We start from the raw sequence: 26,243 nt of genomic DNA on the forward strand, positions 1-26,243 counted from the left end.
ACCAATTTGAACGGACATGTTATAAATTCGACCACGCATTGAAGACTGAGCAAACAAAACCCAATTTTCCGAATTAATATTATGATTTCATTTAAACCAAAACAGATTACAAAAGCCCTTTTGGAGGTATTGCCTGAACGAGCACGTGACGTGCTTGAGAAGCGCTACGGCCTTGGAAAGGACGGTGATACATTCACCCTCGAAGCGATCGGACAGTCGTACGGAATCACCCGTGAACGCGTTCGCCAGATCGAAAACTACGGCATTCAGTCTATTCAAAAGTCTGAGGTCTATAAGAAGCACTACGAGCTCTTCATTGAGCTCCAGAAGCTGATCGATCAGCTTGGTGGTGGTCTCATTGCAGAGCAGGTCTTGCTCGACGAACTGTCTAGCGACGCTGCCACTCGCAACCACTTGTACTTCCTCCTTGTCGTCGGAGATCCGTTCTACAAGAGCAAGGAAAACCCAAACTACACACACCGGTGGTACACCGAGCGTAAAGTAGCTGATGTGGTTGAAAAGGCTCTTCAGAATGTCTACAAGAGCCTCAATCGAGACGAACTTGTCTCTGAACATGAAATCATCAATCGTTTCCGTGCTGAGCTTGCTGATGTAGCAGATGCTCACAACGAAGACGTGCTCAAGCGTTGGCTCCAGATCTCAAAGCAGATCAGCAGCAACCCACTCGGCGACTGGGGTCCAGCTGACAGTCCAAATGTTCGCGTTAAGGGTATTCGCGACTACGCCTATCTCGCCGTGAAGCGCCATGGTTCACCAATGCACTTCCGTGAGGTAGCCTCAGCTATTAATGAACTCTTTGGGCACAAGGCACACGTTGCTACCACCCATAACGAGCTCATCAAGGATTCTCGTTTTGTCCTCGTTGGTCGCGGTCTCTACGCACTCACTGAGTGGGGATACACCGCCGGAGTCGTTAAGGACGTACTCCGCGAGATCCTCGCTACCGAAGGTCCACTCTCTCGAGAGGAGATCATCGATAAGGTCCGCAAGGAACGTTACGTGAAAGACAATACTATTCTCGTAAACCTCCAGGACACCAACCTCTTCAAGAAATTGGCAAACGGTACCTACGCACTTGCTGAGTAAGCACCACGTCACAAACGGCCGGCTGGGCATTAGCCCAGCCGGCCGTTTGTTATGGTGTACAATACTGATACATGGGAGGAATCATCAAAACGATATTCGGTGCCATCATGATACCGCTCTTTTTGTTTTTAGCGCTCAGCTTCATGTTCTTTGTCGTGTCCATGACCGGCACAGACCTTGAACCGATTCTCAGTATCATCGTTGCCACCAGCCCAATCTGGCTCCCGTACACACTTTTCTACATTACCTTCGAAATGTGGATGTGGTCTGTCGGTGAGAAATTCAAATACCAAAATGGACGGAGCACCCTCCGCATCAAACTCCCACAGGAAGTACTCAAATCTCCAGAAGCGATGGAAAGTGTTCTTACCCAGGTACACAACGTCAACAGTCCGGATAACTACATGCAAACATACCTGGACGGCAAGCGACCACTCACACTCAGTCTTGAACTTGTATCGATCGGTGGTGATGTACGCTTTTACATCAACTGCCCGACCAAGAAGATCAAGAATGCGCTTGAAGCACAGCTCTATGCACAGTATCCAGGAATTGAAGTCACCGAAGAATTGGTCGACTACGCAGCTGAGGTGGTATGGGATAAAGACAAGTGGGAACTGATCTCTTTCCACATCCTCAAGAAGAGCAAGACCAGAGATGATGATGTCTTTCCGATCAAAACATATATCGATTACGGTCTCGATAAGCAACCAAAGGAGGAGCTCAAGTTTGAACCAATGGCACCGATCCTCGAACACCTGGGGAGCGCCAAGCCACATGAGCGTGTCTGGATCCAGATACTCTGTACACCACACGCAAAGAAAACTCTTAAAACAGGTAGTTTAAGCAAGCAAGATACCTGGGAAAAAAGCGCGGCTAAGAAGATCAATGAAATGATGGGGCGCGATGACAAGCGCATGAGTGTCGCTGGTGAAGAAACTGACACGCGCCCAATGCTCACTATGGGTGAGCGAGATGTGATCGCATCGATCGAGCGAAATACCAGCAAGTACGCGTATTCGGTGGGCATTCGTGCCATGTACATCACTCAAACAGGCAAATTCAATCCTGACATGATAAGTCCGATGCTTCGTGGTTTCGGACAATTCGACATGATCGGACGAGCCAACCTTGGTCCAATGTGGCGCACAGACTTCGACTACAATTTCTTCCAAGATTTCACTGGGCAGCGCAAGATCCGCATGAAGCGCAATGAACTCGAGTACTACAAGGCGCGCTACTATACCGAAGGTGACAAAAAGAACCTGGTTGACCGTGAGCGCATTATGTCGGTAGAGGAGCTGGCAACCATTTACCATATCCCTGGAACCTCAGTTATCACCCCAGGTGTTGGGCGAGTCGAAAATACTCGCCGCGAAGCACCAGCCAATCTACCGATCGGCGAGTTGCCAACTTAGCTATGTCAGAAGAACGAGTCAACTTTCACCCGAACACTATGGAACCAAGTTCAGCCAAGATTCGTCGGGTGCACTGGATATTTAAGCTCCTGGCCATGATTGTCATCCTCGGTGCATGTACACTTGGCGTTCTATACTGGTATCTCAATAGGCTAAACCAGCCACCAGTACTATTTCCTATTGATCAAGCGGTGACCATTGAACAAGGCATGAATGTTAATGCGATCACTGAGATGCTTGCAGAAAAGCATATTGTTCAATCTAAGGCCTTACTGTACTACATCATACTGCTCTTCCATGATCCTACAGACATTAAGGCAAGCACGTATGTGTTTGAACACCCACTTACAACGGGCGAAATTGCACTACAACTCACGCAGGGTGACTTCGATACAGATCTTGTACGCTTCACACACATAGAAGGTGAACGAGCAACAATGATCGCAGCCCGTGCTGCTGATGTACTACCGAATTTTAATCCCTCTAATTTCATTGCCGAAGCTGAGCCTCTGGAAGGTAGGTTGTATCCTGACACTTATTTTATTCCAGCAGATTACACCGATAAGCAACTTCTAACACTTTTGTTGGAGACCTTCGACGAAAAAACTGCGCCTCTTGAAGCGCAAGTCGCGTCATCCTCACTTTCTTTTGACGAAATTCTAGTCCTTGCCTCCATTATTGAACGTGAAGCAAACACCCCAGAATCTATGCGCCTGGTGTCGAGTGTACTGCAGAACCGCCTGGAAATAGACATGGCCCTACAAACAGACGCTTCCATAGAATACATCCTCGACAAACCACTTTCTGAACTTACTCCTGAAGATCTAGAAATTAACTCCTTATACAACACTTACCTCTATCCTGGGTTACCTCCAACACCAATTGGCAATCCTGGCCTTGATGCGATCATGGCCGTTCTCGAACCAGCAGAGAGTGAATATTTCTACTACATCACAGATAACGAAGGAGTGTTCCATTTTTCTGAGACATACAACCAACATTTGCGAAATATCGACCTCTATCTCAAATGATCAAAAAGGCGCCCTTCGGGCGCCTTTGGCTACTTTTACTCTGCCGGTGCTTCTTCTGCTTCCTTGAGGTACTTTTCGATATAGTACTCGCAGACAGTTCGAAACACATTTTCCTTCCTGAGTGCACTATCGCCTTTCCCAAGATTCGTGATCGGCGTAACACCACTACAGATCTTCTCGTCCCAGTCCATGAGCTCGACGAGCTTGACTCCTTTGAGAATTCTCTCAAGCTCCATGAAGTCCATTGACTGAAGTCGCCACAGACGATTCCAGAACTGGAGAAATTGTCCGTCAGTCAGACTGTTTGACCTCTCGAGCACATCGAGAGCTGTCAACATGCCTTGCATCAGCGCGGCGCGAATGATCGGCGAGCTCTGTGCTTGTACGAACAAAAGTTTACTGATCGGTTTCAATACGCACCTCCTAGAGTGCAGTGGGAAAACTAGCTGTAAGTATGAATACAATATTTTTACTTGTGAGTCAACATGTGCTAGTCTGGGCGGATGCAACAGAAGGAAACCGTGTTTGTCGGACTTTCGGGAGGAGTTGATTCGTCGGTAGCGGCCGCGCGCCTTTTGGCGCGCGGCTACGAGGTAGTCGGCGTCTTCATCAAAGTCTGGCATCCTGATTTCATGGTCTGCAATTGGGAACAAGAACGACTCGACGCTATGCGCGTTGCTGCACATCTTGGTATTCCTTTTCTCACCTGTGATGCCGAAGCGGCGTATCGTGACGAAGTAGCTCAATATTTTATTGAAGAATACCGAGCCGGACGCACGCCAAACCCCGATGTAATGTGCAACCAGCACGTTAAGTTTGGCGCATTCTTACGCTTTGCAAAAGAAAAAGGTGCCACCTACATTGCCACTGGGCACTACGCACAACGCGTAGATGGTGAGCGCGGCCCCGAGCTACATCGTGGAGTAGATAGCGGTAAAGATCAAACATACTTCCTCTGGAGCCTCGGAGATGAGCAGCTCGGGGCCGCGCTTTTCCCAGTCGGTGACACACCAAAAGAGCAAATTCGCAAAGAAGCTGAGCAGCTCGGCATACCAGTTGCAGACAAGAAAGACAGCCAGGGCATCTGTTTTCTTGGCCACGTCGATATTCCAGAGTTCCTCTCGCACTACATCGATCTTGAACCTGGCAATGTTTTGAGTGAACAAGGTGAGGCGATCGGAACACACAAAGGCGCGCTGGTGTACACTCTTGGCCAGCGACACGGCTTTACTTTAAACACACATGACACAAGCCGCCACGCGATGTTTGTGACCAGTCGAGATATTGAAAATAACACCATTACCGTAGGGGAGGCGCGGCCTTCGGCCGCGCCTCATGGCACCATCACCCTCACCAACACCACCCTTCGCTCACCCCTTTCACCAGGCAATCAGATCGAAGCGCAGTTCCGTTACCGCCAAACCCCATTTAAAATTGAGATAATCAGTGTAGGCGAGAACGAACTAGCACTTAAAACTCTTGAATCAACCGAGCAACCAGCAGCGGGTCAATCTTGTGTCTTATACGAAGGTCAACACTGCCTTGGCGGTGGTACAGTACTGTAACTATTGATTTTCTGTAATTTTATGTTATAGTAATCGTGTACAGTACACCACACTAGGAGACAACTAATGTCACAAGCTGCAATCAAGTATAGCGTCGCCACCAGCGAACAGATCCAGCAGATTCTCAAGCTCAGCGAGGGAGCTGTCCTGAAGGTCATCAACGACGAGATCGAGTTGACCGAGGAGGAGGCTCAGATGCTCCTCCAGCATGGCGAAAGCTTCGCTCGTGCCATGCAGGAAGAAGCAAGGCACATGATCCGCAAACTGATCGGCGCGTAACGCAGTATCCAACGGCGACCCACAAGGGCCGCCGTTTTTAATTACACTGAGATGCTATGATAGTGGCATGTCAGTTCTCATCACTAAAGCCGATGGTACTACCGAGTATTTTAAGGTAGAAAAACTGCGCCGTTCACTTCGCCGTGCTGGTGCCAGTCCTGATGAGATAAACGAGATCATAGCTGATGTCGACAAGACACTTGTCGATGGCATCCGCACTCAAGAGATCTATCGTCACGCCTTTGATCTTCTCCGTCGCAGCAGGCCACCAGCCGCTGCTCGCTACTCACTCCGGCGCGCACTCTTTAGTCTCGGACCTACCGGCTTTCCATTTGAGTCATTCTTAGCTAGACTCTTTCAACAAGACGGTTACACCACCAAGACTGGCATTACTATTCAAGGCAAGTGCGCACCACACGAGATCGATGTCGCAGCCTATCGAGACGACCACAGTTTTGTGGGAGAAGCTAAATTCCACGCGAGGCCAGGAATCAAATCCGATCTGCAGGTTGCCATGTATTCCTACGCACGCCTGCTCGACCTCAAAAATGCGCAGGTCTGCCAAGATGACACCTGTGGCATCAAAGAATTCTGGCTCATTACCAACACTAAATTTACGACTACGGCTCAGAACTACGGTAACTGCGTTGGTCTCAAAATGTTGAGTTGGGATTATCCAAAGCACGGCAACCTACACGATCGTATCCAGGACACCGGGATCTACCCGATCACTGTCCTACAAAACCTCAATGCTGCTCAAGCTGAAATGCTTATCTCACGCGACATCATTCTTTGTCGGGAACTGATCCAAAATGAGCACATTTTAAGACATTTGCACCTCTCAAAACGTAAACATGAGGCGCTAATACAAGAAGCAAAAGATGTGATGGACGGTCGTGCATAAGCTTCATTTCTCATATTCTGTCAATGTTTCGGGCTGTTTTGCCTATGATATACTCACTGCATTACTTAATTCAGCAAATCATTTACTTTTTGTATGGCAGAAGAAACACAGCAAGACGGACAGAAGACCCTCGTGGCATTTGTCGTCGGTCTCCTTATTGGTGGAATGTTGGTTTGGGCGTTTTCTGGCCCAGACGCAAGCGCACCTGCAACTGACAATACAGGCAGCGACACCGAAGAGACAACTCGCACAGAAGACACTGAAAAGACACCAGAGACCACAAACAATACCGGGAACACAGCGGCTCCGGTAGTGGAAACACCAGTACTTGAAGTTGGTAACGGTGCAGTCAGCGTACCTGACCAGCCAGCTAGTGCTTCTGTTACGCTTGAGAGCGCTACCTACCCAGTAAGTGAAGGATGGATCGGTGTACGTGAGTACAACAATGACCAGCTCGGATACATCCTTGGTGTTGTTCGCTTCAGCGAATCACAAGGCCTTGTACCAGAAGAAATTACGCTTCAGCGATCAACCACCGCTGGTAACCGCTACGCGGTCGTGATCTTCACTGAAGACGGAGACTTCGACTTCAGCCTCGCGGGCGATGTACAGATCGACCAGATCTTCGACACCTTCATCGCACAGTAATTGCTGAAATGCCCTCAGGCACGAAAAAACCGGACATCCGTCCGGTTTTTTCGCGCCAGCTTCTCACAATGGTATACTTCCACCATGGCCGAATATACATACAAATACAACCCGAACCGCAACGCCAAATGGAACTATGGTGGCGAAAACTGGAAACTCTCACGCAGTAAGATCGACTTTTTCTACGAATGTCCACGCTGTTTTTATCTCGATAATGTCCTCGGTACCAAACGACCCGGCTTCCCGAGCTTTAATCTCAACATCGCAGTGGATGAACTCTTTAAAAAAGAGTTCGACGTCCACCGCGCCGCCGGCACCAAACACCCGATCTGCGAAAAATACAAAGTAAACGCAGTGCCATTTCAGCATGCCAAAATGGATGAGTGGCGGGATCCGTTTGTCGGTATTATGCATACCCACGAATCTACCGGACTAGTAGTAAGCGGGGGAGTCGACGATATTTGGATCACTCCTGAAGGCAAGTTGATCATCGTTGACTACAAGTCAACTTCAAAGGAAGGCACAATCGACAAGCTCGGCGACAGCCCATGGGAACAGCAGTACACGAGGCAGCTAGGCGTGTATCGTTGGCTTCTTGAAAAGAACGGCTTCAAGGTGGAAGACACCGGCTATCTGGTGTATGCCAATGCCAGCAAGGACGAGGCAGGCTTTGACGACAAACTTGTCTTCGAAACCACCCTGGTCCCGGTAGAAACCAGCGTCAAATGGATCGAACCAGCTCTCGAGAAGATCAAAGCCTGCCTTGAACAAAAGAACCTCCCACCAAAAGGCGACTCCTGTGAATTCTGCCCATATAGAGAGGCGGCTGGGAAGAAGTTGCAGGCAGTGCATTTCGCAAACAAGTAAACATGATCGACTTCACTGAACGGGTACGAGCAGTAGTTAAAGCCATTCCTGTAGGCAAGGTAATGACCTACGCCGAAGTCGCAGCGGTAGCGGGAAATCCCAAAGCCGCCCGGGCGGTCGCCAATATCATGGCGAGGAATTTTGATCCAGAGATACCGTGTCACCGCGTGATACGCTCTGACGGACGCCCGGGCGGTTATAATCGAGGCGGTGAGAAAGTAAAGCAAGCATTACTCGAAGAAGAGAGAGCGTCTAGCAATTTCCGGCAGGAAAAGGCCGGAAATTGAGACGTAAATTCGTAATAGTCGGCTTCGCCTCGTTTACTCATTTAAACCGAGGTGGTGAAGAAGCCAAGCGAAAACTCTTGGAGAAAGAAGGGGTCGTGCTATAGAATAGTCCTATATGCAGTCTTCATACAAGAAAGACCGAGTCGAGATGATGATCACGAATCTCAAAAGTGAGTACGATCGACTCAACCACTCAAAAATGCGCGCACAGCGCGACGAACAGTTCGAGATCGAGCGTATTCGTCGTGAGTTTGCACAAAAGATCAAAGCTATGGAACAACGCCAAGACATGATCCAAAACGAACTCCGCCAGAAAGAACAGGAACTGAAGCATATCGAATTGCGCGAGCGAGAAACCGCGACCACCGCAGTCTCACCAGGACAAGCAGCCAAGGAGCGCCGTTTACATCCACATCTATAACCCTTTGCTTATGTATACGTACAAGATCGAACAAGCCATCAAAGCCGCTGCACTCCTGCATCAGGATCAGCTGCGGAAAGGTGACATTGGTCTGCCGTATATTACACACCTCATGGCGGTCATGATGATCCTTCGCGACTACACCACCGACGAAGACACACTGGTCGCAGCCCTACTGCACGACACGCTTGAAGATACTGACTACACGATTGAAGAGCTGCAGGAAGATTTCGGAAAGACAGTGGCGCAATATGTAGAAACCGTGACAGAGCAGCGCAATGAAAGCAGCGGTAAACTCGAGTGGGCAGAGATCAAAAAAGCATACGCCAAACAGCTCAAGAAAGGTCCTGAGCAAGCAGTCATGATCGCCGCGGCAGACAAGATCCACAACCTCCGTTCCATGGTCGAAGACTACTACGATAATCACGACGGTTTCCTGCGTGAATTTGGCACAAATCTTGACTCCCGCCTCGAGGCTTATCAAAGTATCGCCAATGCTATCAATAGTCGCATCTCTGATGGTATAGTGCATGAGTTCAACAACACATTTTCAGCCTATAAAGAATTCCTTCTCGATGTCCAAGAAAGTCTCAACTAAGCCACGAACCATTTCTGGTTATCTCTATGAAAAAACGGTTGGTGATATTGAAGTATATAAATTGAAGAGCAATGACCTGCGCGTGCTGTATTTGCACCGACCAGACACCGGCACGGTCACAAACAACCTAACCTACCTGGTCGGTGCGCGTGACGAAGTACGAGGTGAAACCGGGCTCGCACACATGCTCGAGCATATGTTGTTTAAGCCGACCAAATACGACAACCAGCATCGCATCAAGGAAGGATCCGCGATGCATTTTGAGCGGGTCACAGGTGCTATTTTGAATGCTAACACCTGGAAAGACCGCACCACGTACTACTTCAGCGCCCCGACCGCACTCTTTGACGAGATGTTGCGCATCGAGGCTGACCGAATTGAAAATGTTGTGCTGACCGATGACGTATTTAAGCCAGAGCAGGGCAATGTGCTAAGTGAGTACGACATGTACAACGGGGACCCACACTTCGCGCTTGCCGAGCAGATGTGTAGCACTGCATATCTTTCACATCCGTATGGCCACGAAACACTTGGCTACCGTGAAGATATCGAGGATTTCACCGCTGAAAAACTTGAGCGCTTTTATCGCAACTACTATCGTCCAGACAACGCAACGTTGATGGTGGTGGGTGATGTTGACCGAGTCACCGTACTCGAAGCTATCAAAAAACACTTTGCTGGCATCAAAAATCCAAACACCCCGATACCACGTCACACAATCCGCGAACCAAAACAAGAAGGAACTCGACGGATCACAATTGAGCGACCCTCGACCACCAACATCGTCTCGATCGGCTTCAAGCACCCCGGCTTTCCAAGCAAGGAGTGGTTCACTACTCAGGTGATGCTCGATGTGCTAGCAGGTGGTCCTGAAAGCATCCTTCACAAGCTGCTTGTCGACACCGGCCGAGCAGCAAGCGCAGACACCATGTGTGAACCTACCTCAGAAGAAAACCTAGGCACTCTCAGTATTACGCTTTCACCTACGGAGTCACACGCAACCATTGAAGCAGATGTACTAGCTGCGATAGAGAAGATCAGTCAGAAAGATATCACAGCGCTCGTCACCAAAGCCAAGGCCAACATGATCACCGACGAGCTCTTTGGGCGCACTGACTCACTAAAGATCGTAAATGAGCTCACCGAATACGTTGCTGCTCGTGATCTCGAGGCCTACACCAAAACTGCCGAGATCCTTGCGTCGATCACCCCAAAAGACGTCTTTGCGCGCTTAAAAGCATCCTTTATCAACACCAATCTAACCATTGGCTACTTTATTGGCAAGCAGTAATCGTATGCACTATCACATTGACCGACAAGAAGCATTTTCGCTCGGCTCTATCGAAGCTACCGATGAAGGTGTTGTGCTCGCGCATCTGAGCGTAGACACTCACACTGACAACAGTGTACTTGAGCAAGCATTACACTACATGTATCCTGATGCACTTCTTTCTGGTGCTGGTTCGTACTCTCGGGAAAAATTCCTACACGAAGTAAACATGCTCGGAGCAAGCATCAATACAAGTATCTCAAACGGCATACTACAGATCACCCTCCGCAGCACTAGCGTCGTATTCCCAAAGCTTCTGAAGCTAGTCGAAGTCATGCTCACTAAGCCGACTTTTGCCACTAGCGAGCTAGCCCGTATCCGCACCACTACCGCCAATGAGCTGCATATAAAACAAGAAAATAGTAGCGCTCTTGCCCATGAAGCAATGCGTAATGCAATGTATAGCACAACGGACCGCCGCTTCAGTGCGTCACCACAAGTTCTTACGAGCACCCTTCAAAAAGTCACTCAGAAGGATCTGCAGCGATTCCATGAGTCAGTCTTGGCGGCAAGCTGGACCTGCAGCATCGCTGGAACTAAAGAAAATATCAGTGATCTCAGCAAACTCGTGCGCAAGCTCAAGAAGGGCGAAGCGACACTCATCACCAGCGCACACAAGCAGAAAGCCACGACCAATAAGGTCTTACTGACCAACATTCCGAGTCGCAGCAACATCGACTTTAGCATTGGCGTGCCAATTCCGATCACCATTCACCACCCAGACTATCTGCCGCTTATGTTTGGACTTGGTGTACTGTCCATCCCTGGCTTTGCTGGCCGCCTCATGAATACTGTGCGAGACAAGGAAGGACTCACGTACGGTATCTATGGGTATCTGGAGAGTTTTTCTGGTACAGAACAAGGCTACGCGAGAATCGTAACCTTCTTCAATCCGCCACAAACCATCCAAGGTATCACCTCAACCTTTCGTGAGATCAAGAAGATCTACGAGTCTGGCATCACGGCGGCAGAATTTGACCGCTTTCAGACCATCTTCACTACGAAGCAAAGCCTGCTCCAAGACTCACTCTTGCGCCAGCTCGCTGACTTACATAGCTACAATGTGCATGGCTTTACGGTAGACGAGATCGCTGCTCACAAAGCCAAACTCGCCAACATAACCCGAAAAGAGGTAAACGATGCGATCAAAAAGTATCTAGACCCAACCAGGTTCATTATCAGTGGTGCCGGACCAACTAAAGCCTCGGAGAAAGACTTGCGAAAATTCGTAAGTACCCTCACTAAAGGATAACCCAAACCTCGTCGGCAGCCACCCAGCACAACGCATTTTCCACTAAAATAGACTCAACCGAGCCTGCCTGAAACTCGATCCTGACATCGCCACTTTTGATACGAGTGATGTATTCAGCATGGCCGCGCATGATCTGCTCCATACCACGAACCGTAGGCAAAACCACACTTCGCAGTTCTTCATAGGTCTTAGTTTCGGTTGGACTAGTGATCACACAACGCATAAACACTATTTAGGTAACGCACCGATCATGTATAGCTCATCAAGCGACACATCATCGCAGGCGCCAGAAAGGATCTGCTCACAGCCAGTGAGCGTATCCTCTAGAGAAACCGAGACTCCTTTGTGACCACTGAAGTGCTCAGTCACGAAGAGTGGCTGAGTGAGGAAACGTTGCATGCGCTCGGCTCTTTTTGCCGCCAACTGATCGGCCTTTGGCAGTTCTTCAATACCTAAAATTGCAATGATGTGTGAGAGCTCTTCGTACTTTTGGTACAAAGCACGGATATCAGTCGCGATCTCATAGTGTCGCGCACCAACGATCTCTTCATCAAGCGCATGTGCACTCGAACGAAGCACATCAACTGCCGGATAGACGCCTTTCGCCGCAATGTCTCGCGAAAGTACGATCGAAGTATCAAGGTGGGAAAAGATCGCGGCAACGGCCGGGTCAGTGATGTCGTCAGCTGGGACGTACACCGTCTGCAGGGAAGTGATATGTCTACGGCCGTTGCCGCGAATTCGTTCCTGCAAGCGTGAGATCTCGTACTCAAGTGTCGCTTGATACCCAAGCTCTGATGGCACATGCCCGAGCATAGCGCCCACTTCCATTCCAGCCATGGCGTGACGGAAGATATTGTCAATAAAAAGAAAGACGTCTTTATCAAGCTCATCACGAATGTACTCTGCCACAGTCACCGCCGCGAGGCCAGCGCGCGCTCGGACACCTGGACTCTTGTCCATCTCGCCAAAATAGAGAGCGGTCTTCTCCATGATCTTAAGATCACGCAAAATAGTAATGAGATCGTTACCTTCACGAATGCGCTCACCAATACCCGCAAAGACCGCCGCTCCTTCATCCGAAAGCGCGCTGTTATGAATAAGCTCAGTAATCAGCACCGTCTTACCCACGCCCGCACCACCAAAGAGTCCCACCCGATCATTGAAGCGAAACGGGGTCAGTACATCAATGACTTTAATACCTGTCTCCAATATGCCGTATTCATTGGCTGACTCAACCCGACTCCAGGCAGCAGGCTGTGCATGCAGTGATCGACTTTCCCGTAGGTCTACCCGCGAGCCGTCGATCGGTTCACCAAAAATGTTGTACGCGTGACCAAGAATATCAGGACCAACAGCGATCTGAACAGACGACTCCTGAACCATTACTGATTCGCCTCGCTCAACATATGAAAAGCGAGACAGTGCGACTGCGCGTATAGTGTCATTTGTGACCTGCTCTACCACCTCAAGAAGCGACTGTTGTTCGACAGTAACAAGCAGCGAACGAGCCGGCGGCACACCATCAATACAAGTGATCTCAATGACACCTCCTCGTACGGCTGTAACTGTTCCAATGACCTTACTCATATCGCTTTGATCGATGAAAAGCGTTCGAGCTGTTTCTCTGTATCAGCATGTCGACGCCATCGTCTGTATTGTCGCATAGTCTCAGCAATGATCTGTTCTGTTTTTGCACCCGCATGCTCAAGACCGATCGTCCGAGCAGAAAATTCCGACAACGCAACTTCCATCAGTAACTGCTGCAAACGATTCACGAGATACTTTTCAAGCAAGCCTGCAGCCATTTCCTCATATCCAACGTCGACGATCGGAAAACCGATCTGCTTGACTTGTTCGTGTCGCGAAGCCAGATCAGCACCAGGAGCAAGGGGAAAGATTGATACGATCGCAGACTCACGAACCAGCAATGACTTTGCCTCAACATACAACACCGACACACGAGTGAACATGTCGTTTCGAACCGCATGTTGGAGTACCGACGCCAGTTCGAGTAGTTCCGTATGAGTGGGGAAGCGCTCCGCAAAAGAATAGTGTTCCACTTTATGAGGACCACCCTGCGGCCACAGAACCTGACCACGCAGACCAATAACGAGTAGTTCCACCGCAGTATCCTTGTACACTGACTCATACAATTCGTACTGACGCCGCCACAGATCTCCAACCAGCCCACGATCACCGGTTAAGACCACCAGAAGTTCACGATCATGATCAGTCACACTTGGAGCATTAGGAGAAAAAAGAGGGCGACCAGCCAGTGTTTCTATACGCAACATGAGATCGAGCAAGGTGTCGGTGTACTCCTGCAATGCTTCTGCGGTTAGTTGTAATTTATGTAACTGACCAGCAGCGATCTTCTCTAAGACCTGTACTGTCTCGCGCACATCTCGATAACCTGCGACCTCTTGCTTGTGTTGCGTAAAACTCTTCATACCTATGCCGTCGTTAGGAATTCCTCCTTGAATTCAGTCACTATCTTCTCGATCCGTCGTTTGATCACATCATCGAAGACGCCCGCATCGATCTGACTCAAGAGTGGCTTGTGTCGGCTACGGAATAGATCAAGCAGATAGCTCATGAAATCACTCCACTCATCTTCAGTGAAGTCATCGAAGTATCCATTTTCGACTGCATAGAACAGCACTGTTTGCTCTGGCGACGTAACGTGGGTGTGTTTGTCTTGCTTTAGTAGCTCAAGAAGCAAGTTACCACGATGAATGTCCTGCATGACCCCTTCACTGACTGTCGTCTCAAGCTGGGAGAGCTTTTGCAGTTCCTTGTGTTGCGCAAGTGCCAAACGAATGCCACCAAGTACTTCCTTGAGTACCTTCGGCTGCACCTGCGAACCGACACGCGATACCGAAAGACCAACATTGACCGCTGGTAGAAAATTCTTCTGGAAGAGTCCTCGCTCAAGATAGATCTGTCCATCAGTAATAGAAATGATATTTGTCGGTATGTATGCGGTCACATCACCTTCTTGGGTTTCGATGATCGGTAGGGCAGTAAGTGAGCCACCACTTTGATCGTCTGAGAGTTGCGCAGCTCGCTCGAGCAGTACCGCATGCAGCGAAAAAATGTCACCCGGATACGCTTCTCGACCAGGAACACGACCAAGGATGAGTGAGATGTCACGATAGACCTTTGCGTGACGAGACAGATCATCGTAGACCACCAAGGCGTCACGGCCAGTGTTACGGAAATGCTCTGCGATCGTACAACCAATAAATGGCGCTAAGTACTGCGACAAATACGATTCGCTTGTCGTTGCTGCCACGACCGTGCTGTACAAAAACGCGTTGTGTTCATTGAACTTCGCAACAAGCTCATCTACTTTCTGTACACGTTGACCACACGAAACATACACACACTGCACTGGTGACTTGGCGTACTTCTGGTTGAGTACCACATCCATTGCGATCGTACTCTTACCAAGCTTTCGGTCGCCAATAATAAGCTCTCGCTGGCCACGTCCAAGGGGCAAGGTTGTATCGATAACCTTAATGCCAGTTACCAGCGGTCTGGTGATCGGCTTACGATGAATGATCGGCGGTGGTTCTAGAAACACCGAGCTCTCAAATCCTTCAGGGATCGACGCATATTCATCAAGCGATCGTCCGAGACCATCAACCACTCGACCAATGAATGCGTCTGAAACAGATATTGAGAATTGCTTTCCGCTTCGAAAGACTGGACGAGTAACATCGAACTGCTCATCAACAAACAACGCCTCGACCACGTCGTGAGTGAAGCCGATCACAACAGCCGCAGACCGACCCGACTCATCAGAGAGAACTTCATGTAAAAAGACTTTTGGAAGGCCACGCAAGGTTGCCACACCAGCGTAAAAACTCACCACATACCCAGCCTCTGTAACTGTAGTATCACGATGACCCATGACGATTCACTTCAGCAAGACGCTGGTTAATTTGAGCAATGACAGCTTCTTTTTCACGAGCAGTCTCTTCCTGTGCCTGTTCGCGGATACTTTCAGCAATGCCTTCTGCTTCCTCAATAATCGCCTTAGCTCGTTCTTTGGTTTCGGTCAGATAGTGTTGTTCGGTAAGCTTAAGTTCTCGCTCCTTTTCTACCAGCGCTTCCTCAGCGCGAGCTGACTCCGCCAGCGCAGCTTCATCAGCCTCAATACGCTTGATAAGTGGTTTGTATACAAACTTTGAGAGCACCCACAAAAGGATCACGAAGTTAACCACTTGCGCGATAAGGAGCCCAATATCAATACCTAAATTACCCAGAAAGTGCATACGAACTACGGCATACCAATGCCACGAATTGGCATCATGCCACGAACTTCAAGATCAAGGCCACAACAAGCACATAGATGGCAATTGCCTCAGCAAAAGCGATCGCAATGATCATTGCAAGCTGGATCTTTTCTGAATTGTCTGGATTACGAGCCATGGCCAAAAGGGCAGCTGCACCGATCATACCGATCGCGAGTGCAGGGCCGATCGAACCAATGGCGATCGTAAACGCTGAAGGATCTTGTATCATAAAATTACCCATTCACTTCACATAAAAGTATATCAAACACGTTACCTGTAGCGGCGTGCTTATCCTCCTTTTACCGCAACTTCCGAAGCCATACTGAGCCTGATAAAAGTGAGTGTTAAGATGCAGAAAATATATGCTTGGATGAGACTGATGAAAACCTCTAGTATCATAAATGGCACCGGCAACACCACCGGTACCAAGAAAGCGATAACAATCAGCAGCACCTCACCGGCAAACACATTACCGAAGAGACGGAAAGAGAAGGACAGTACGCGCATCGACTCAGACAACGCCTCGAAGAATCCAAGCACGAACGGAATAATGCCCGAGAAATTGAAAAAACGCTTCAAGTATCCACCCCAACCCTTAGACTTGATAGAAAAATACTGGATCGAAAAGACTGTAACGAGAGCAAGTGCTAAGGTGGTGGTCAGATCACTATTTGGCGAGCGAAATACTGACATCTGGCCGCTTGAGGTCGTGATATGAAATGACCCCAAGAAGCCAGGCAACAGTGCAATAAGGTTGGTAGTAAAAATAAAAAGAAAGAGGGTTGCCACAAGCGGCAACAAGCGCTTTGAAAGTGTTCGATCTTGTGTGATCGTATCAGCCAGTCGCAGAAGTTCGTACACCAGAATATGCCACCCTTTCAGCAACACGTGAGCATTCTCATTCTGGTGGGGCTGCACGTAGTAGAAACTCGCCAACGCTATCAGTAAAAAAGTCGCCACCAATGTCGTGAGAAATGTATTGGTCACCAAGAACCCAAACACTGACATGACATACTCTGACTGTAGCGTGATGTTTGTCATGATCCAGTTTTGTCGGGTGTAACCAGCGGTTTAATGAGGTGGTATGCCTCACGCACCGTCACAATAATACCCACAATAATACCAAGCACTAACAACCACGGTGCTGTACTCAGCTTAGCGTCAAGCCAGTAACCAAGTAGTAGAAAACCACCGATCGAAGACACAACCAAAAAGCCTAGCTGAGCAGCCAACGATAGTGCATACGAAAAACGCATGCCGTCAGTTTTTTCGGTACCGAACTTCACTACTAAAATTCTATCATGTTGCAACACCGAAGACGTGATAGACTAATCACATGCAATCAAAACGTATCATCTCACTCCTTACGATCGTAGGAGCAACGATCGGTGGCTACGTACCAAGCTTGTGGGGAGACGGATATTTTTCATTTGCGTCGATCATCACCAGTGGACTTGGCGCCATCCTCGGGATCTGGATCGGTTTCAAAATGACCAGATTCTAGTCAAAGCACCAAAAAAAGACTCGCCAGACAGCGTTTTTTTGGTATAGTTTACGAAATTTAAAAATCGATTTAACCATTGTTACTATGACCGGGAACGATATTCGTAAAAAATACTTAGCTTTTATGGCCGAAAAGGGCCACGCTGTTGTTCCGTCGGCGGCCTTGGTGCCAGACAATGACCCAACCACGCTCTTTACCGGGAGCGGTATGCAGCCAATGGTGCCGTATTTGCTTGGTGAAACACACCCAAAGGGAGTCCGGATCGCTGACTCGCAGAAGTGTTTTCGTGCTGAAGACATTGAAGAAGTGGGAGACAATCGTCACACCACATTCTTCGAGATGCTCGGTAACTGGTCTTTTGGTGACTACTTTAAGGAAGAGCAGGTAAACTGGATGTTTGACTTCCTGGTGGATGAACTCGGACTCGACCCAAACAAGCTCTATATCACGGTCTTTGGCGGGGATGAAGCGAGCGGTGTCCCGATGGACGAAGACGCACCAGCCTACTGGCAGAAGCGTTTTACTGAGAAGGGCATCGATGCTGGTATTGCACACGTCGGTAGCGAGGAAGACGGCTATGAACGCGGTATGAAGGAGGGTGAGCGTATCTTCTACTACAACGCCAAAAAGAACTGGTGGAGTCGCGCTGGCGTACCTCAAAACATGCCCGTCGGTGAGCCTGGTGGTCCAGACTCTGAGATGTTCTACGACTTCGGTACTCCACACGATCCAAAGTGGGGCAAACACTGCCACCCAAACTGTGATTGTGGCCGCTTCATGGAGATCGGCAACAACGTCTTCATGCAGTACGTGAAGAAGGGAGAAGGGAAGTTTGAAGAACTCAAGAACCGCAACATCGACTTCGGCGGCGGTCTTGAGCGTGTCGCCGCAGCGGTAAATGACGAGCCTGATGTGTTTAAGGTCGATCTCCTTTGGACCGTGGTTGAGCACATTGAAGAGCTCACCGGAAAGAAATACCAAGACAACAAAGAAGCCTTCAGGGTTATTACCGACCATATTCGCGGCGCGGTCTTTATGATCGGCGACGGCATTTTGCCTGGCAACAGTGAGCAGGGCTACTTTGTGCGCCGCTTGCTTCGTCGTGCAGTACGCTACGCAGACATCCTTGAGATTCCGGCTGGGAAGTTCCCAAACCTCGCTGAAAGTGTGATCGGAAAATACGAAGAGCACTACACCAATCTCGCCGAAAAGCGCGAAGCGATCAAAGACGCTATCGCCACAGAAGAAGCACAGTTCCGCAAGACACTTGAGAATGGACTCAAGCAGTTCAATAAGATCGAGCTGCAGATCCATATCACAAAGGAAGAACTCGACAAAGCAAAGGAGACGGGCGAGAAGATTGTCGGTACAAAGGAGAACACCAAAAAGGCGATCTCAGCTAAAAATGCCTTTGATCTCTTTACGACGTTTGGTTTCCCGATCGAGCTGACCGAAGAAATTGCTGCAGAAAAAGGACTTGTCGTAGATCGCGCTGGCTTTGAGAAGCTGATGGAAGAACATCGTGAAAAGTCACGGGCTGGTTCGGAGCAGAAGTTTAAGGGTGGACTGGCAGATCAAGGTGAAAAAACCGTGCAGTACCACACCACGACCCACCTCATGCTGGCGGCACTGCGCAACATCCTTGGCGATCATGTGCATCAAGCCGGCAGCAACATCACCGGCGAACGTCTCCGCTACGACTTCACACACCCTGAGAAAGTAGAGAAGGAAACACTTGAGAAAGTAGAAGGGTGGGTGAATCATGCGATCCAAACTGGTGGTAAGGTCACAATTGAAACAATGAAACGTGACGACGCTGAAAAAGATCCTTCAATTGAAGGTAGTTTCTGGGACCGCTATCCTGATGAAGTAAAGGTGTATGTCGTGACCGGAAATGACGGTACCGTATTCTCGAAAGAACTTTGCGGCGGACCCCACGTACAGGAGCTCGCTGACATCAAAGGCACTTTCAAGATCCAGAAGGAAGAATCCTCCTCTGCTGGGGTCCGCCGCATCAAGGCGGTGTTGGTAGATGAGTAGTAGTTCAGATTATTGATGCGAAAAAACATTCGTGCTATGACAGTCAATGGAACAGAACATTTACCAGGAGAAATTCAGTGGATGCGAGCAACAAAGAAGGTATCGAAAAAGTTATTTTGAAGGATGTACCTGAGGGAAGTATCGTGTGTACTGGAACAAGCTTCTATAAGCGAGGAGGTAAGTACCTAGGTGGCATTGCACTATATCCGGTCGTACAAATTGGTAACGAGTGGTGTCACCTGAATGAGCCTGGACGTTGTACTTTGAATCAAGAATCACCAGTAGAAGTCATCACGGATCCAATTGAAATTGTCAGGCACGTCTATCGACGAGGAGGCCGGATTTGCGATTCATGAGCCACAGACTTGAACCCTGTCATATCAGGGTTCATTTTTTGTTAATCCACTTATCTGGCGGGCGGGCTTCGCCCGCCCGCCAGTTTTATTGCTATACTTAGGTTATGTCATTTTTTGGGCTTGGGAAACCAAGTGATCGTTACGGCGTTATCATAGACGTTGGTTCTGGTAGTGTGCTGACAGCAATCGTGCACTCTAGTCCAAAACAAAAACACCCACAGATCGTTTGGTCGCAACGTGAACACGCACCACTGCGCAATGTCGACTCTCTCGAACAGAGTGCCAAGGCGGTCATGACCGCACTCGTAAACTCAAGCATGCTCCTTGATACTGAAGGTCGTACTGCGCTGCGAGAGTACAATCCCGACGCAAAACTCACCGAGCTCCAATGCAGCATCTCTGCACCGTGGTCATACACCGTCACAAAAACCATCAACTACAAGCAAGAAAAACCGTTTACGATCACTGAGGAGCTTATCGAAGAACTCACTCATTCACTCCAACAAAAGATCGATAATGAGATCCGAGAAAATGAGGCAATGCAAAACCTAGGTCTGCAAGTGATCACCAGGGCCACCATGGACAGCCTTTCAAACGGCTACCGAGTAGAGGATCCGATCGGGGAAGAAGCCAAGGAGTTCTCGATCTCTCAGGGTAGTGTGGTTGCGCAAAACTACCTTATCGATGCGCTTGATGAAATGCGCGATAAACTTTTCCCAACAACAACTGGGAAAAAGCTCTCTTTCATTCTCATGCTGTTCAGTGTTACTCGCGAGCTACTACCGAAAACATACGATATCTGCCTTGTCGACGTAACCTACGAGGCGACCGAGATCGGAGTAGTTCGTGATGGCACACTGTCGTACTGCACCCACACACCATTTGGCTCATTTTCACTAGCCCGCGAGATCTCAGCGATCACAAATGTGCCACTACACGAAGCATTTGGCTACCTCCACACTGACAAGCCTCTGGCGTTTATGGAAGCATTATCTGCGGAGCAGAGGAAAGGTGTGGACGCAGCGATTGAAGCTTACATTGAAAAACTCAGCGCACTCTTTAGAGAAACGGGTGACGCACTCTCCATTCCGAAGAAGATCTCACTACATGCCGATCTGAAAAGCGAGCCGCTTTTTACTGGCTTGATCATGAAGGCAGCGAAAAGAAACCTTAAATCTGAACCAATAATTACCCCGATCTCGGGCAAAATCATTGAAATGACCTACGCTGAATCAACCAAGAAGACCACTCAGGTAGTTACCGGAGACACCGCACTCCTTCTCTCGGCCCAGTTTTTCCACAAACGCAAGCCGCGTGAGACTTTCGAGTACTTCTAAGCGCTATACTGTACAATATACGTATGACACAAAAATGGAACCTACAGGACATTCGTCCAGCAGAACCACGGAAGCGTCGACCCGCACCACGGCCGATGAACCAAGAAGAACGACCAAAAGCGCCACCGATGGAAAAGCGCGAGAATATTCCTGAAATTGTTATTGAAGACGGACGAAAGAATTCGTCAAAGCGACTTTGGATATCTATTCTTATCTTTGCAGTGATCGTTGGAGGTGCTGTCGCCCTCAGTGCCATGATGGCCAAGACCGAGATAACCGTCTACCCAGAACACCGCGAACCAAACGTCAGTGCAGAATTCACTGCCTATCCTGACAAGCGAGACAACGCACTGAGTTATGAGATCTTGACCCTAGAATCAACCAGCGAAAGCCAAGTGAAAGCAACCGGTCAAGTACAGGTTGAAGAGCAAGCCACCGGCATGATCGAGATCAAAAAGACAACTCCTGGCGCCGAGCGACTCATCAAAAATACTCGTTTCCGCACCCCCGACGGCTTGGTCTACCGTATCCAAGAATCAGTAGTGGTTCCAGGTTCAGTCACTAGCGAAACCGGTGCAAATATGCCAGGCACCATCCAAGCGGAAGTATTTGCTGACGACGTTGGCGAAGAATACAACGTTCCAGCTGGCACAACCTTTGATATTCCAGGCTTTGAAGAAAATGGTCTTATGGATCTCTACAACACCATTTCAGCCACTGCAGCTACAGATCTCTCCGGCGGCTTCAGCGGACCGCAGTTTCAGATAGATGAAGGCGAGCTACAAACTGCACGACAAAAACTCCAAGTAGACCTTCGCAACACACTCTTAGCACGAATCGAAAATGAACGCCCAGCAGATTTCATCGCGTTTCCAGGGGCAGTTGCTGTTACGTACAATCAACTTCCGGCTGTTGAGTACGGCAATGAACTCGTCACTATTCGAGAGCAAGCCATCCTTCAGATCCCGCTGTTCCAAGCGACGGAGTTCGGTTCATTTCTTGCTAAAGAAACAATCCCAACCTACGAAGGAGATCCGGTCCGTGTTGAAGACCCATCTGTACTAACATTCATGTATACCTCAGCAACCACAAGCTCGAGCGTCATCGCGAATGAGCCTTCGCTCACTTTTAAACTCACTGGTAAGCCGCTCCTCATCTGGGAATACGACCCTGAAATGATGGCCGAAAACCTGGCTGGATTGCCAAAGACAGCAATTCACAATGCAACCCGTGATTATCCTGGAATTATTGGAGCACGCGTACACATGACCCCATTCTGGAAGCGCGCTTTCCCAGAAGACCCGACTGAAATAATCGTGATCGAAGAATTGAAGGATCCAGCTGAGCTCACAACTGAATAATGCTTGAAATATAGGAAAGAAACTGTTGACGACACGTAGTAATTTTGGTAGACTCACCCTCGTTTAATGGATCAAGAGACATCAACGGTTAAGGACGATTTGGTATACGGTATTGTCGATGAGGCACTGCCGAATGCCCTTTTTCGTGTCACCGTAGAAGGGGAAGAAGAGCCCGTTCTCGCATATCTCTCTGGGAAAATGCGACGATTCCGGATTCGCGTACTCGTTGGCGACAAAGTCGGGATGGTAACCGATCCATACGGAGGTAAAGCACGCATTACGAAGCGCCTCTAAAACAAAAAAATATTATTAAGTATGAAAGTACGTTCATCAGTTAAAAAAATGAGCCCGGATGACAAGATCGTGAAGCGACGAGGCGTCGTGTATGTCATCAACAAACGGAAACCACGACATAAGCAACGACAAGGCTAATCTATGAGAATTTCAGGTATCACTATCCCTGACGAGAAGCATCTGTCATACGCCCTTACAGCGGTGTATGGTATCGGCCTTTCTCGTGCTAAGGATATTCTCGACGAACTTTCGATCGAGCACACCAAGAAGCCAACTGAACTTACGACTGACGAAGAAAACGCCATTCGTGAAAAAGTTGAAGGCTTCCAAATCGAGGGGGAACTGAAGCGTCAAGTTTCAGCCAACATCAAGCGTCTGAAGGACATCGGTTCATACCGAGGTTCACGTCATGCCAAGCGCCTTCCAGCGCGTGGACAGCGCACCAAGACCAACGCTCGCACACTTAAGGGTGTGAAGAAGACTATGGGTAGCGGTCGCCGTAAGCTCGAAAAGACCTAAAATTATCAGCTAGTTTCATTGTATTTGATATATGGGAAAGAAACGAATCATGAAGAAGAGCGGCGGCTCAGATGTAGCTGGTACTTCACGAGCACTCAATCGCATTCCAAAGCGAAAACTCGCTGTTGGAAAGCTCAATATTCTCGCCACCTTCAACAACACACTCGTGACACTTTGCGATGCAAAGGGAAACGCAGTGATGTCAGCATCAAGTGGTGCTCTTGGCTTCAAGGGCTCACGCAAAAGTACTCCTTTCGCAGCTGCGAAAGTGGGTGAAATTATTGGTGAAAAGGCTCAACAGATGGGTATGAAGGAGGCTGATGTGGTCATCCGTGGCGTTGGCGCTGGTCGCGAATCTGCACTCCGTGCATTCGCCGGCAAAGGCATCAGCGTGACCAAGATCACTGACCAGACTCCAGTTCCATTTAACGGCCCACGTGCTCCTAAGGCGCGTCGCGTATAGTAATTTGCCTATGAAAATTGGACCAAAATTCAAAATCGCCAAGCGCCTCGGGGCTCCTATCTTTGAAAAGACCCAGTCTGCAAAGTTCGAACTCTCACTCGCTCGTGGCACAAACGCTCGCCGTGGACGTCGCCCAGGGCAGATGTCTGACTACAAGCGTCAGCTCATCGAAAAGCAGAAGATGCGCTTTACCTACGGCATCTCTGAAAAGCAGCTTCGTCGCTACGTTGACGAAGCAGTTGAGAAGAGTCACCAGCCAGTGGCACTTCTTATGGATCGTCTAGAATCACGTCTTGATAACGTGATCTACCGCATGGGTCTTGCTAAGACTCGCCGTCTCGCTCGCCAGATCGTGTCACATGGACACATCTGTGTGAACGGCAAGAAGATGACCATTCCTTCACACCGAGTTAAGGTTGGCGATGTCGTGTCTATCCGTGAGGGTAGCCGTCAGACCGGACTCTTTGTGAACCTAAGCGAAACCCACGAAGCAGCGGGTGTGCCAGCTTGGGTCACGTTCGACGTAAAGAAAATGGAAGGCACCATGAAGTCTGCAGCAGTTTACAATCCAGCCGAGAGTCTGTTCGACCCTGAGCAAGTAATGGAATACTACAGTCGATAAGGATTGAGAGGATTACAAAAATAATTTCATTCAAGATTATGTTGGAAACAAATGTAACACTCCCATCAAAGCCACGTGTGGTATCTGAAGAAGATAACCGCGGTATCTTTGAGATCGACGGCCTCTATCCAGGGTATGGCCACACACTCGGTAATTCACTACGACGCATCATCCTTTCGTCACTGCCAGGAGCAGCGATCACACAGGTGAAGATCGATGGTGTTGAACACGAATTCTCTACACTCAGCGGAGTGAAGGAGGACGTGATCACTATCCTCCTCAACCTACGCCGTGTTCGTCTCAACCTGCACAGCGATGAGCCAATGACCATTGCACTCAAGAAGAAGGGAACTGGTGTCGTGACCGCTGCTGATATTGAGTGTCCTTCACAAGTTGAAGTCCTTAATGGAGACCAGCAGATCGCTGAGATCACTAACAAGAGCACTGAGCTCGTTATTGAAATGACAGTGGAGCGTGGCCTCGGTTACGTGCCACGCGAGGTGCATCAGAAGGACAAAGTAGAGATCGGCACTATTGCAATGGACGCAGTCTTTACTCCGATCCGACGCGCTAACTACGAAGTAGAAAACATGCGTGTTGGTGACCGAACGGACTACAACCGCTTGCGCGTCATCATTGAGACAGACGGAACATACTCAGCCCGTGAGGCGCTGGAGAAGTCTATCGAGATCATGATCCACCAGCTTAAGTCGATCATTGGCTTCCAAGAAGAAGTCACGACCGCTGCAGCACCGGTGGTTGAAAAAGAAGCTGAAGCTTCAGAAGCTCCAGATCAGGAAGTTCTGAAGACTCGCATTGAAACACTTGACCTTACCAGCCGCACACTACAGGCTCTCGAAGAAGCGTCTATCCGCACTATCGGAGGCCTCGTGCGTAAGAAGACAAATGACATCCTTGCTCTAGACGGCATCGGACCAAAGGGACTTGATGAAATTCAAGAGCTCCTTGGGAAGATGGGTCTGAAGCTTGAAGAATAACGCCTATGCGACACGCTAATAACACCCGCACGCTCAGCCGAACCCGCAGTCAGCGCACCGCGCTCGTCCGCGGCTTGGCGGTGTCTCTCATTCGTGACGGTCAGATCAAGACAACCCTTGCGAAAGCGAAAGAGCTCCAGCCAAACATTGAGCGTCTCATTACAAACGCTAAGAAAGACAGCGTTTCTGCTCGCCGCCTCGCAGCTTCAAAGCTCGGCGAACCTAGCGAGACCATTATCAAGAAGCTCTTCACTGAGATCGCGCCAAAGATGGCTGATCGAAATGGAGGCTACACCCGCGTTGTGAAACTTGGTCGAACTTCACCAGGACGCGATGAAGCGATCATTGAGTTCGTCTCATAATTTTGCGTATGACAACTACTGAAAACACCACTCGCATTCACACCATCGATGCAGCAGGAAAGCGTCTTGGAAAGATCGCGACTGAAGCCGCTACCGTGCTCATGGGCAAGGACCAAGCAACCTTCGCCAAGCACATTATTGAAGATGTGCGAGTAGAGATCCAGAATGTCAGCAAGATGGACATCCCTGAAAAGAAGAAGGGGGAGATCTATCAGAGCTATTCTGGCTACCCAGGCGGACGCAAGACTGAAACCTTGGAACACCTCGGTGAACGTCTTGGCTACGCTGAAGTAGTACGCCGCACTGTTCGTGGCATGCTTCCAAAGAACACCCACCAGGATCGTCTTATGAAGCAACTAATCGTTTCTGAATAATC

At 49.1% G+C, this 26,243-nt stretch carries 34 protein-coding genes; 25 read left to right on the plus strand and 9 right to left on the minus strand.

Annotation, left to right across the window (positions count from 1 at the left end; translation table 11 throughout):
* Window positions 1-81 precede the first annotated feature (81 nt).
* The 3 genes from H6786_01245 to mltG all read left to right on the plus strand — a co-directional run bounded on the left by H6786_01245 (window position 82) and on the right by mltG (window position 3,556).
* A complete protein-coding gene (locus H6786_01245; GenBank protein MCB9815995.1) occupies window positions 82-1,107 on the plus strand; it encodes a hypothetical protein in 1,026 nt (341 codons plus the stop codon).
* 71 nt (window positions 1,108-1,178) lie between these two features.
* Window positions 1,179-2,525: a hypothetical protein gene (locus H6786_01250; protein ID MCB9815996.1), complete on the plus strand. Its 1,347-nt coding sequence runs from the start codon at window positions 1,179-1,181 to the stop codon at window positions 2,523-2,525.
* 2 nt (window positions 2,526-2,527) lie between these two features.
* Window positions 2,528-3,556 carry an endolytic transglycosylase MltG gene (gene mltG / locus H6786_01255; protein MCB9815997.1) on the plus strand — a complete coding sequence of 343 codons (1,029 nt, stop codon included), beginning with the start codon at window positions 2,528-2,530 and terminating at the stop codon, window positions 3,554-3,556.
* A 35-nt stretch (window positions 3,557-3,591) separates the two neighbouring features.
* Here mltG and H6786_01260 read toward each other — a convergent pair whose 3' ends face one another.
* Complete coding sequence (locus H6786_01260; GenBank protein MCB9815998.1) at window positions 3,592-3,969, minus strand: hypothetical protein; 378 nt, start codon at window positions 3,967-3,969, stop codon at window positions 3,592-3,594.
* Window positions 3,970-4,059: 90 nt separating this feature from the next.
* On the opposite strand from H6786_01260, the gene mnmA reads away from it, so the two are divergent.
* The 10 genes from mnmA to H6786_01310 all read left to right on the plus strand — a co-directional run bounded on the left by mnmA (window position 4,060) and on the right by H6786_01310 (window position 11,707).
* On the plus strand, window positions 4,060-5,121 hold the full coding sequence (gene mnmA, locus H6786_01265) for a tRNA 2-thiouridine(34) synthase MnmA (protein ID MCB9815999.1): 1,062 nt from the start codon (window positions 4,060-4,062) through the stop codon (window positions 5,119-5,121).
* A 66-nt stretch (window positions 5,122-5,187) separates the two neighbouring features.
* The gene (locus H6786_01270) at window positions 5,188-5,400 is read left to right on the plus strand and encodes a hypothetical protein (GenBank protein MCB9816000.1); all 213 of its coding nucleotides are present in this window, start codon (window positions 5,188-5,190) and stop codon (window positions 5,398-5,400) included.
* 67 nt (window positions 5,401-5,467) lie between these two features.
* Window positions 5,468-6,304 carry an ATPase gene (locus H6786_01275; GenBank protein ID MCB9816001.1) on the plus strand — a complete coding sequence of 279 codons (837 nt, stop codon included), beginning with the start codon at window positions 5,468-5,470 and terminating at the stop codon, window positions 6,302-6,304.
* Window positions 6,305-6,397: 93 nt separating this feature from the next.
* Complete coding sequence (locus H6786_01280; GenBank protein MCB9816002.1) at window positions 6,398-6,952, plus strand: hypothetical protein; 555 nt, start codon at window positions 6,398-6,400, stop codon at window positions 6,950-6,952.
* 84 nt (window positions 6,953-7,036) lie between these two features.
* On the plus strand, window positions 7,037-7,819 hold the full coding sequence (locus H6786_01285) for a PD-(D/E)XK nuclease family protein (GenBank protein MCB9816003.1): 783 nt from the start codon (window positions 7,037-7,039) through the stop codon (window positions 7,817-7,819).
* A gap of 2 nt (window positions 7,820-7,821) precedes the next feature.
* The gene (locus H6786_01290) at window positions 7,822-8,106 is read left to right on the plus strand and encodes an MGMT family protein (protein MCB9816004.1); all 285 of its coding nucleotides are present in this window, start codon (window positions 7,822-7,824) and stop codon (window positions 8,104-8,106) included.
* A gap of 115 nt (window positions 8,107-8,221) precedes the next feature.
* Entirely contained in the window at window positions 8,222-8,527 is a 306-nt protein-coding gene (locus H6786_01295; GenBank protein ID MCB9816005.1) for a hypothetical protein, read from the plus strand.
* A gap of 10 nt (window positions 8,528-8,537) precedes the next feature.
* Entirely contained in the window at window positions 8,538-9,125 is a 588-nt protein-coding gene (locus H6786_01300) for a bifunctional (p)ppGpp synthetase/guanosine-3',5'-bis(diphosphate) 3'-pyrophosphohydrolase (GenBank protein MCB9816006.1), read from the plus strand.
* Window positions 9,103-10,416: an insulinase family protein gene (locus H6786_01305; protein MCB9816007.1), complete on the plus strand. Its 1,314-nt coding sequence runs from the start codon at window positions 9,103-9,105 to the stop codon at window positions 10,414-10,416. The genes H6786_01300 and H6786_01305 overlap by 23 nt, the downstream gene beginning before the upstream one ends.
* 4 nt (window positions 10,417-10,420) lie before the next feature.
* Entirely contained in the window at window positions 10,421-11,707 is a 1,287-nt protein-coding gene (locus H6786_01310; protein ID MCB9816008.1) for an insulinase family protein, read from the plus strand.
* Here the strand turns inward: H6786_01310 and H6786_01315 are convergent.
* Genes H6786_01315 through H6786_01350 form a run of 8 tightly spaced genes read right to left on the minus strand, consistent with a single transcriptional unit; the run spans window position 11,697 to window position 17,297 of the window.
* Entirely contained in the window at window positions 11,697-11,921 is a 225-nt protein-coding gene (locus H6786_01315) for a hypothetical protein (GenBank protein ID MCB9816009.1), read from the minus strand. The two genes, H6786_01310 and H6786_01315, sit on opposite strands and share 11 nt — an antisense overlap.
* A 14-nt stretch (window positions 11,922-11,935) precedes the next feature.
* Window positions 11,936-13,297 carry a F0F1 ATP synthase subunit beta gene (locus tag H6786_01320; GenBank protein MCB9816010.1) on the minus strand — a complete coding sequence of 454 codons (1,362 nt, stop codon included), beginning with the start codon at window positions 13,295-13,297 and terminating at the stop codon, window positions 11,936-11,938.
* Window positions 13,294-14,160 (minus strand): F0F1 ATP synthase subunit gamma, encoded by an 867-nt coding sequence (locus H6786_01325; GenBank protein ID MCB9816011.1) that lies wholly within the window; start codon window positions 14,158-14,160, stop codon window positions 13,294-13,296. Before H6786_01325 ends, H6786_01320 begins: the two co-directional genes overlap by 4 nt.
* Window positions 14,161-14,162: 2 nt before the next feature.
* Complete coding sequence (locus H6786_01330) at window positions 14,163-15,626, minus strand: F0F1 ATP synthase subunit alpha (protein ID MCB9816012.1); 1,464 nt, start codon at window positions 15,624-15,626, stop codon at window positions 14,163-14,165.
* Entirely contained in the window at window positions 15,613-15,990 is a 378-nt protein-coding gene (locus tag H6786_01335) for a hypothetical protein (protein MCB9816013.1), read from the minus strand. The genes H6786_01330 and H6786_01335 overlap by 14 nt, the downstream gene beginning before the upstream one ends.
* Before the next feature lie 34 nt (window positions 15,991-16,024).
* Window positions 16,025-16,252 (minus strand): ATP synthase F0 subunit C, encoded by a 228-nt coding sequence (locus H6786_01340; protein MCB9816014.1) that lies wholly within the window; start codon window positions 16,250-16,252, stop codon window positions 16,025-16,027.
* A gap of 47 nt (window positions 16,253-16,299) precedes the next feature.
* Window positions 16,300-17,052, minus strand: a complete 753-nt coding sequence (locus tag H6786_01345; protein MCB9816015.1) for a F0F1 ATP synthase subunit A — start codon at window positions 17,050-17,052, stop codon at window positions 16,300-16,302.
* A complete protein-coding gene (locus tag H6786_01350; GenBank protein ID MCB9816016.1) occupies window positions 17,049-17,297 on the minus strand; it encodes an AtpZ/AtpI family protein in 249 nt (82 codons plus the stop codon). Before H6786_01350 ends, H6786_01345 begins: the two co-directional genes overlap by 4 nt.
* A gap of 50 nt (window positions 17,298-17,347) precedes the next feature.
* Here H6786_01350 and H6786_01355 point away from each other — a divergent pair, with 50 nt between their 5' ends.
* From H6786_01355 to H6786_01410, 12 genes are all read left to right on the plus strand, one after another.
* Window positions 17,348-17,515: a GlsB/YeaQ/YmgE family stress response membrane protein gene (locus tag H6786_01355; protein ID MCB9816017.1), complete on the plus strand. Its 168-nt coding sequence runs from the start codon at window positions 17,348-17,350 to the stop codon at window positions 17,513-17,515.
* Between the two features lie 84 nt (window positions 17,516-17,599).
* The gene (locus H6786_01360; GenBank protein MCB9816018.1) at window positions 17,600-19,555 is read left to right on the plus strand and encodes an alanine--tRNA ligase; all 1,956 of its coding nucleotides are present in this window, start codon (window positions 17,600-17,602) and stop codon (window positions 19,553-19,555) included.
* 460 nt (window positions 19,556-20,015) lie between these two features.
* Complete coding sequence (locus H6786_01365) at window positions 20,016-21,248, plus strand: hypothetical protein (GenBank protein ID MCB9816019.1); 1,233 nt, start codon at window positions 20,016-20,018, stop codon at window positions 21,246-21,248.
* 23 nt (window positions 21,249-21,271) lie between these two features.
* Window positions 21,272-22,609, plus strand: coding sequence for a hypothetical protein (locus H6786_01370; GenBank protein ID MCB9816020.1), 1,338 nt, complete (start codon window positions 21,272-21,274; stop codon window positions 22,607-22,609).
* Between the two features lie 66 nt (window positions 22,610-22,675).
* The gene (infA, locus tag H6786_01375; GenBank protein MCB9816021.1) at window positions 22,676-22,903 is read left to right on the plus strand and encodes a translation initiation factor IF-1; all 228 of its coding nucleotides are present in this window, start codon (window positions 22,676-22,678) and stop codon (window positions 22,901-22,903) included.
* Window positions 22,904-22,924: 21 nt separating this feature from the next.
* Window positions 22,925-23,041, plus strand: a complete 117-nt coding sequence (gene rpmJ / locus H6786_01380) for a 50S ribosomal protein L36 (protein MCB9816022.1) — start codon at window positions 22,925-22,927, stop codon at window positions 23,039-23,041.
* Between the two features lie 3 nt (window positions 23,042-23,044).
* Window positions 23,045-23,422, plus strand: coding sequence for a 30S ribosomal protein S13 (gene rpsM / locus H6786_01385; GenBank protein MCB9816023.1), 378 nt, complete (start codon window positions 23,045-23,047; stop codon window positions 23,420-23,422).
* A gap of 49 nt (window positions 23,423-23,471) precedes the next feature.
* A complete protein-coding gene (rpsK, locus tag H6786_01390) occupies window positions 23,472-23,885 on the plus strand; it encodes a 30S ribosomal protein S11 (GenBank protein ID MCB9816024.1) in 414 nt (137 codons plus the stop codon).
* Between the two features lie 10 nt (window positions 23,886-23,895).
* Window positions 23,896-24,507, plus strand: a complete 612-nt coding sequence (rpsD, locus tag H6786_01395; protein ID MCB9816025.1) for a 30S ribosomal protein S4 — start codon at window positions 23,896-23,898, stop codon at window positions 24,505-24,507.
* A 38-nt stretch (window positions 24,508-24,545) separates the two neighbouring features.
* Entirely contained in the window at window positions 24,546-25,505 is a 960-nt protein-coding gene (locus H6786_01400) for a DNA-directed RNA polymerase subunit alpha (protein MCB9816026.1), read from the plus strand.
* Between the two features lie 5 nt (window positions 25,506-25,510).
* Window positions 25,511-25,867 (plus strand): 50S ribosomal protein L17, encoded by a 357-nt coding sequence (rplQ, locus tag H6786_01405; protein ID MCB9816027.1) that lies wholly within the window; start codon window positions 25,511-25,513, stop codon window positions 25,865-25,867.
* Between the two features lie 8 nt (window positions 25,868-25,875).
* Window positions 25,876-26,241, plus strand: coding sequence for an uL13 family ribosomal protein (locus tag H6786_01410; protein MCB9816028.1), 366 nt, complete (start codon window positions 25,876-25,878; stop codon window positions 26,239-26,241).
* Window positions 26,242-26,243: the final 2 nt, after the last annotated feature.

It is taken from the genome of Candidatus Nomurabacteria bacterium (assembly GCA_020632075.1).
GTDB lineage: Bacteria > Patescibacteriota > Minisyncoccia > Phycocordibacterales > UBA918 > OLB19.

Bases quoted from the DNA above. Each gene is read 5' to 3' on its own strand.
- H6786_01270 (MCB9816000.1), top strand. From the start codon at position 5,188: ATGTCACAAGCTGCAATCAAGTATAGCGTCGCCACCAGCGAACAGATC.
- H6786_01250 (MCB9815996.1), top strand. From the start codon at position 1,179: ATGGGAGGAATCATCAAAACGATATTCGGTGCCATCATGATACCGCTC.
- mltG (MCB9815997.1), top strand. From the start codon at position 2,528: ATGTCAGAAGAACGAGTCAACTTTCACCCGAACACTATGGAACCAAGT.
- H6786_01275 (MCB9816001.1), top strand. From the start codon at position 5,468: ATGTCAGTTCTCATCACTAAAGCCGATGGTACTACCGAGTATTTTAAG.
- H6786_01400 (MCB9816026.1), top strand. From the start codon at position 24,546: ATGTTGGAAACAAATGTAACACTCCCATCAAAGCCACGTGTGGTATCT.
- mnmA (MCB9815999.1), top strand. From the start codon at position 4,060: ATGCAACAGAAGGAAACCGTGTTTGTCGGACTTTCGGGAGGAGTTGAT.
- rpmJ (MCB9816022.1), top strand. From the start codon at position 22,925: ATGAAAGTACGTTCATCAGTTAAAAAAATGAGCCCGGATGACAAGATC.
- H6786_01320 (MCB9816010.1), bottom strand. From the start codon at position 13,297: ATGAGTAAGGTCATTGGAACAGTTACAGCCGTACGAGGAGGTGTCATT.
- H6786_01305 (MCB9816007.1), top strand. From the start codon at position 9,103: ATGTCCAAGAAAGTCTCAACTAAGCCACGAACCATTTCTGGTTATCTC.
- rpsK (MCB9816024.1), top strand. From the start codon at position 23,472: ATGAAGAAGAGCGGCGGCTCAGATGTAGCTGGTACTTCACGAGCACTC.
- H6786_01355 (MCB9816017.1), top strand. From the start codon at position 17,348: ATGCAATCAAAACGTATCATCTCACTCCTTACGATCGTAGGAGCAACG.
- H6786_01340 (MCB9816014.1), bottom strand. From the start codon at position 16,252: ATGGGTAATTTTATGATACAAGATCCTTCAGCGTTTACGATCGCCATT.
- H6786_01365 (MCB9816019.1), top strand. From the start codon at position 20,016: ATGTCATTTTTTGGGCTTGGGAAACCAAGTGATCGTTACGGCGTTATC.
- rplQ (MCB9816027.1), top strand. From the start codon at position 25,511: ATGCGACACGCTAATAACACCCGCACGCTCAGCCGAACCCGCAGTCAG.
- H6786_01325 (MCB9816011.1), bottom strand. From the start codon at position 14,160: ATGAAGAGTTTTACGCAACACAAGCAAGAGGTCGCAGGTTATCGAGAT.
- H6786_01245 (MCB9815995.1), top strand. From the start codon at position 82: ATGATTTCATTTAAACCAAAACAGATTACAAAAGCCCTTTTGGAGGTA.
- rpsM (MCB9816023.1), top strand. From the start codon at position 23,045: ATGAGAATTTCAGGTATCACTATCCCTGACGAGAAGCATCTGTCATAC.
- H6786_01290 (MCB9816004.1), top strand. From the start codon at position 7,822: ATGATCGACTTCACTGAACGGGTACGAGCAGTAGTTAAAGCCATTCCT.
- H6786_01345 (MCB9816015.1), bottom strand. From the start codon at position 17,052: ATGACAAACATCACGCTACAGTCAGAGTATGTCATGTCAGTGTTTGGG.
- H6786_01285 (MCB9816003.1), top strand. From the start codon at position 7,037: ATGGCCGAATATACATACAAATACAACCCGAACCGCAACGCCAAATGG.
- infA (MCB9816021.1), top strand. From the start codon at position 22,676: ATGGATCAAGAGACATCAACGGTTAAGGACGATTTGGTATACGGTATT.
- H6786_01330 (MCB9816012.1), bottom strand. From the start codon at position 15,626: ATGGGTCATCGTGATACTACAGTTACAGAGGCTGGGTATGTGGTGAGT.
- H6786_01360 (MCB9816018.1), top strand. From the start codon at position 17,600: ATGACCGGGAACGATATTCGTAAAAAATACTTAGCTTTTATGGCCGAA.
- H6786_01280 (MCB9816002.1), top strand. From the start codon at position 6,398: ATGGCAGAAGAAACACAGCAAGACGGACAGAAGACCCTCGTGGCATTT.
- H6786_01370 (MCB9816020.1), top strand. From the start codon at position 21,272: ATGACACAAAAATGGAACCTACAGGACATTCGTCCAGCAGAACCACGG.
- H6786_01295 (MCB9816005.1), top strand. From the start codon at position 8,222: ATGCAGTCTTCATACAAGAAAGACCGAGTCGAGATGATGATCACGAAT.
- rpsD (MCB9816025.1), top strand. From the start codon at position 23,896: ATGAAAATTGGACCAAAATTCAAAATCGCCAAGCGCCTCGGGGCTCCT.
- H6786_01300 (MCB9816006.1), top strand. From the start codon at position 8,538: ATGTATACGTACAAGATCGAACAAGCCATCAAAGCCGCTGCACTCCTG.
- H6786_01310 (MCB9816008.1), top strand. From the start codon at position 10,421: ATGCACTATCACATTGACCGACAAGAAGCATTTTCGCTCGGCTCTATC.
- H6786_01335 (MCB9816013.1), bottom strand. From the start codon at position 15,990: ATGCACTTTCTGGGTAATTTAGGTATTGATATTGGGCTCCTTATCGCG.
- H6786_01410 (MCB9816028.1), top strand. From the start codon at position 25,876: ATGACAACTACTGAAAACACCACTCGCATTCACACCATCGATGCAGCA.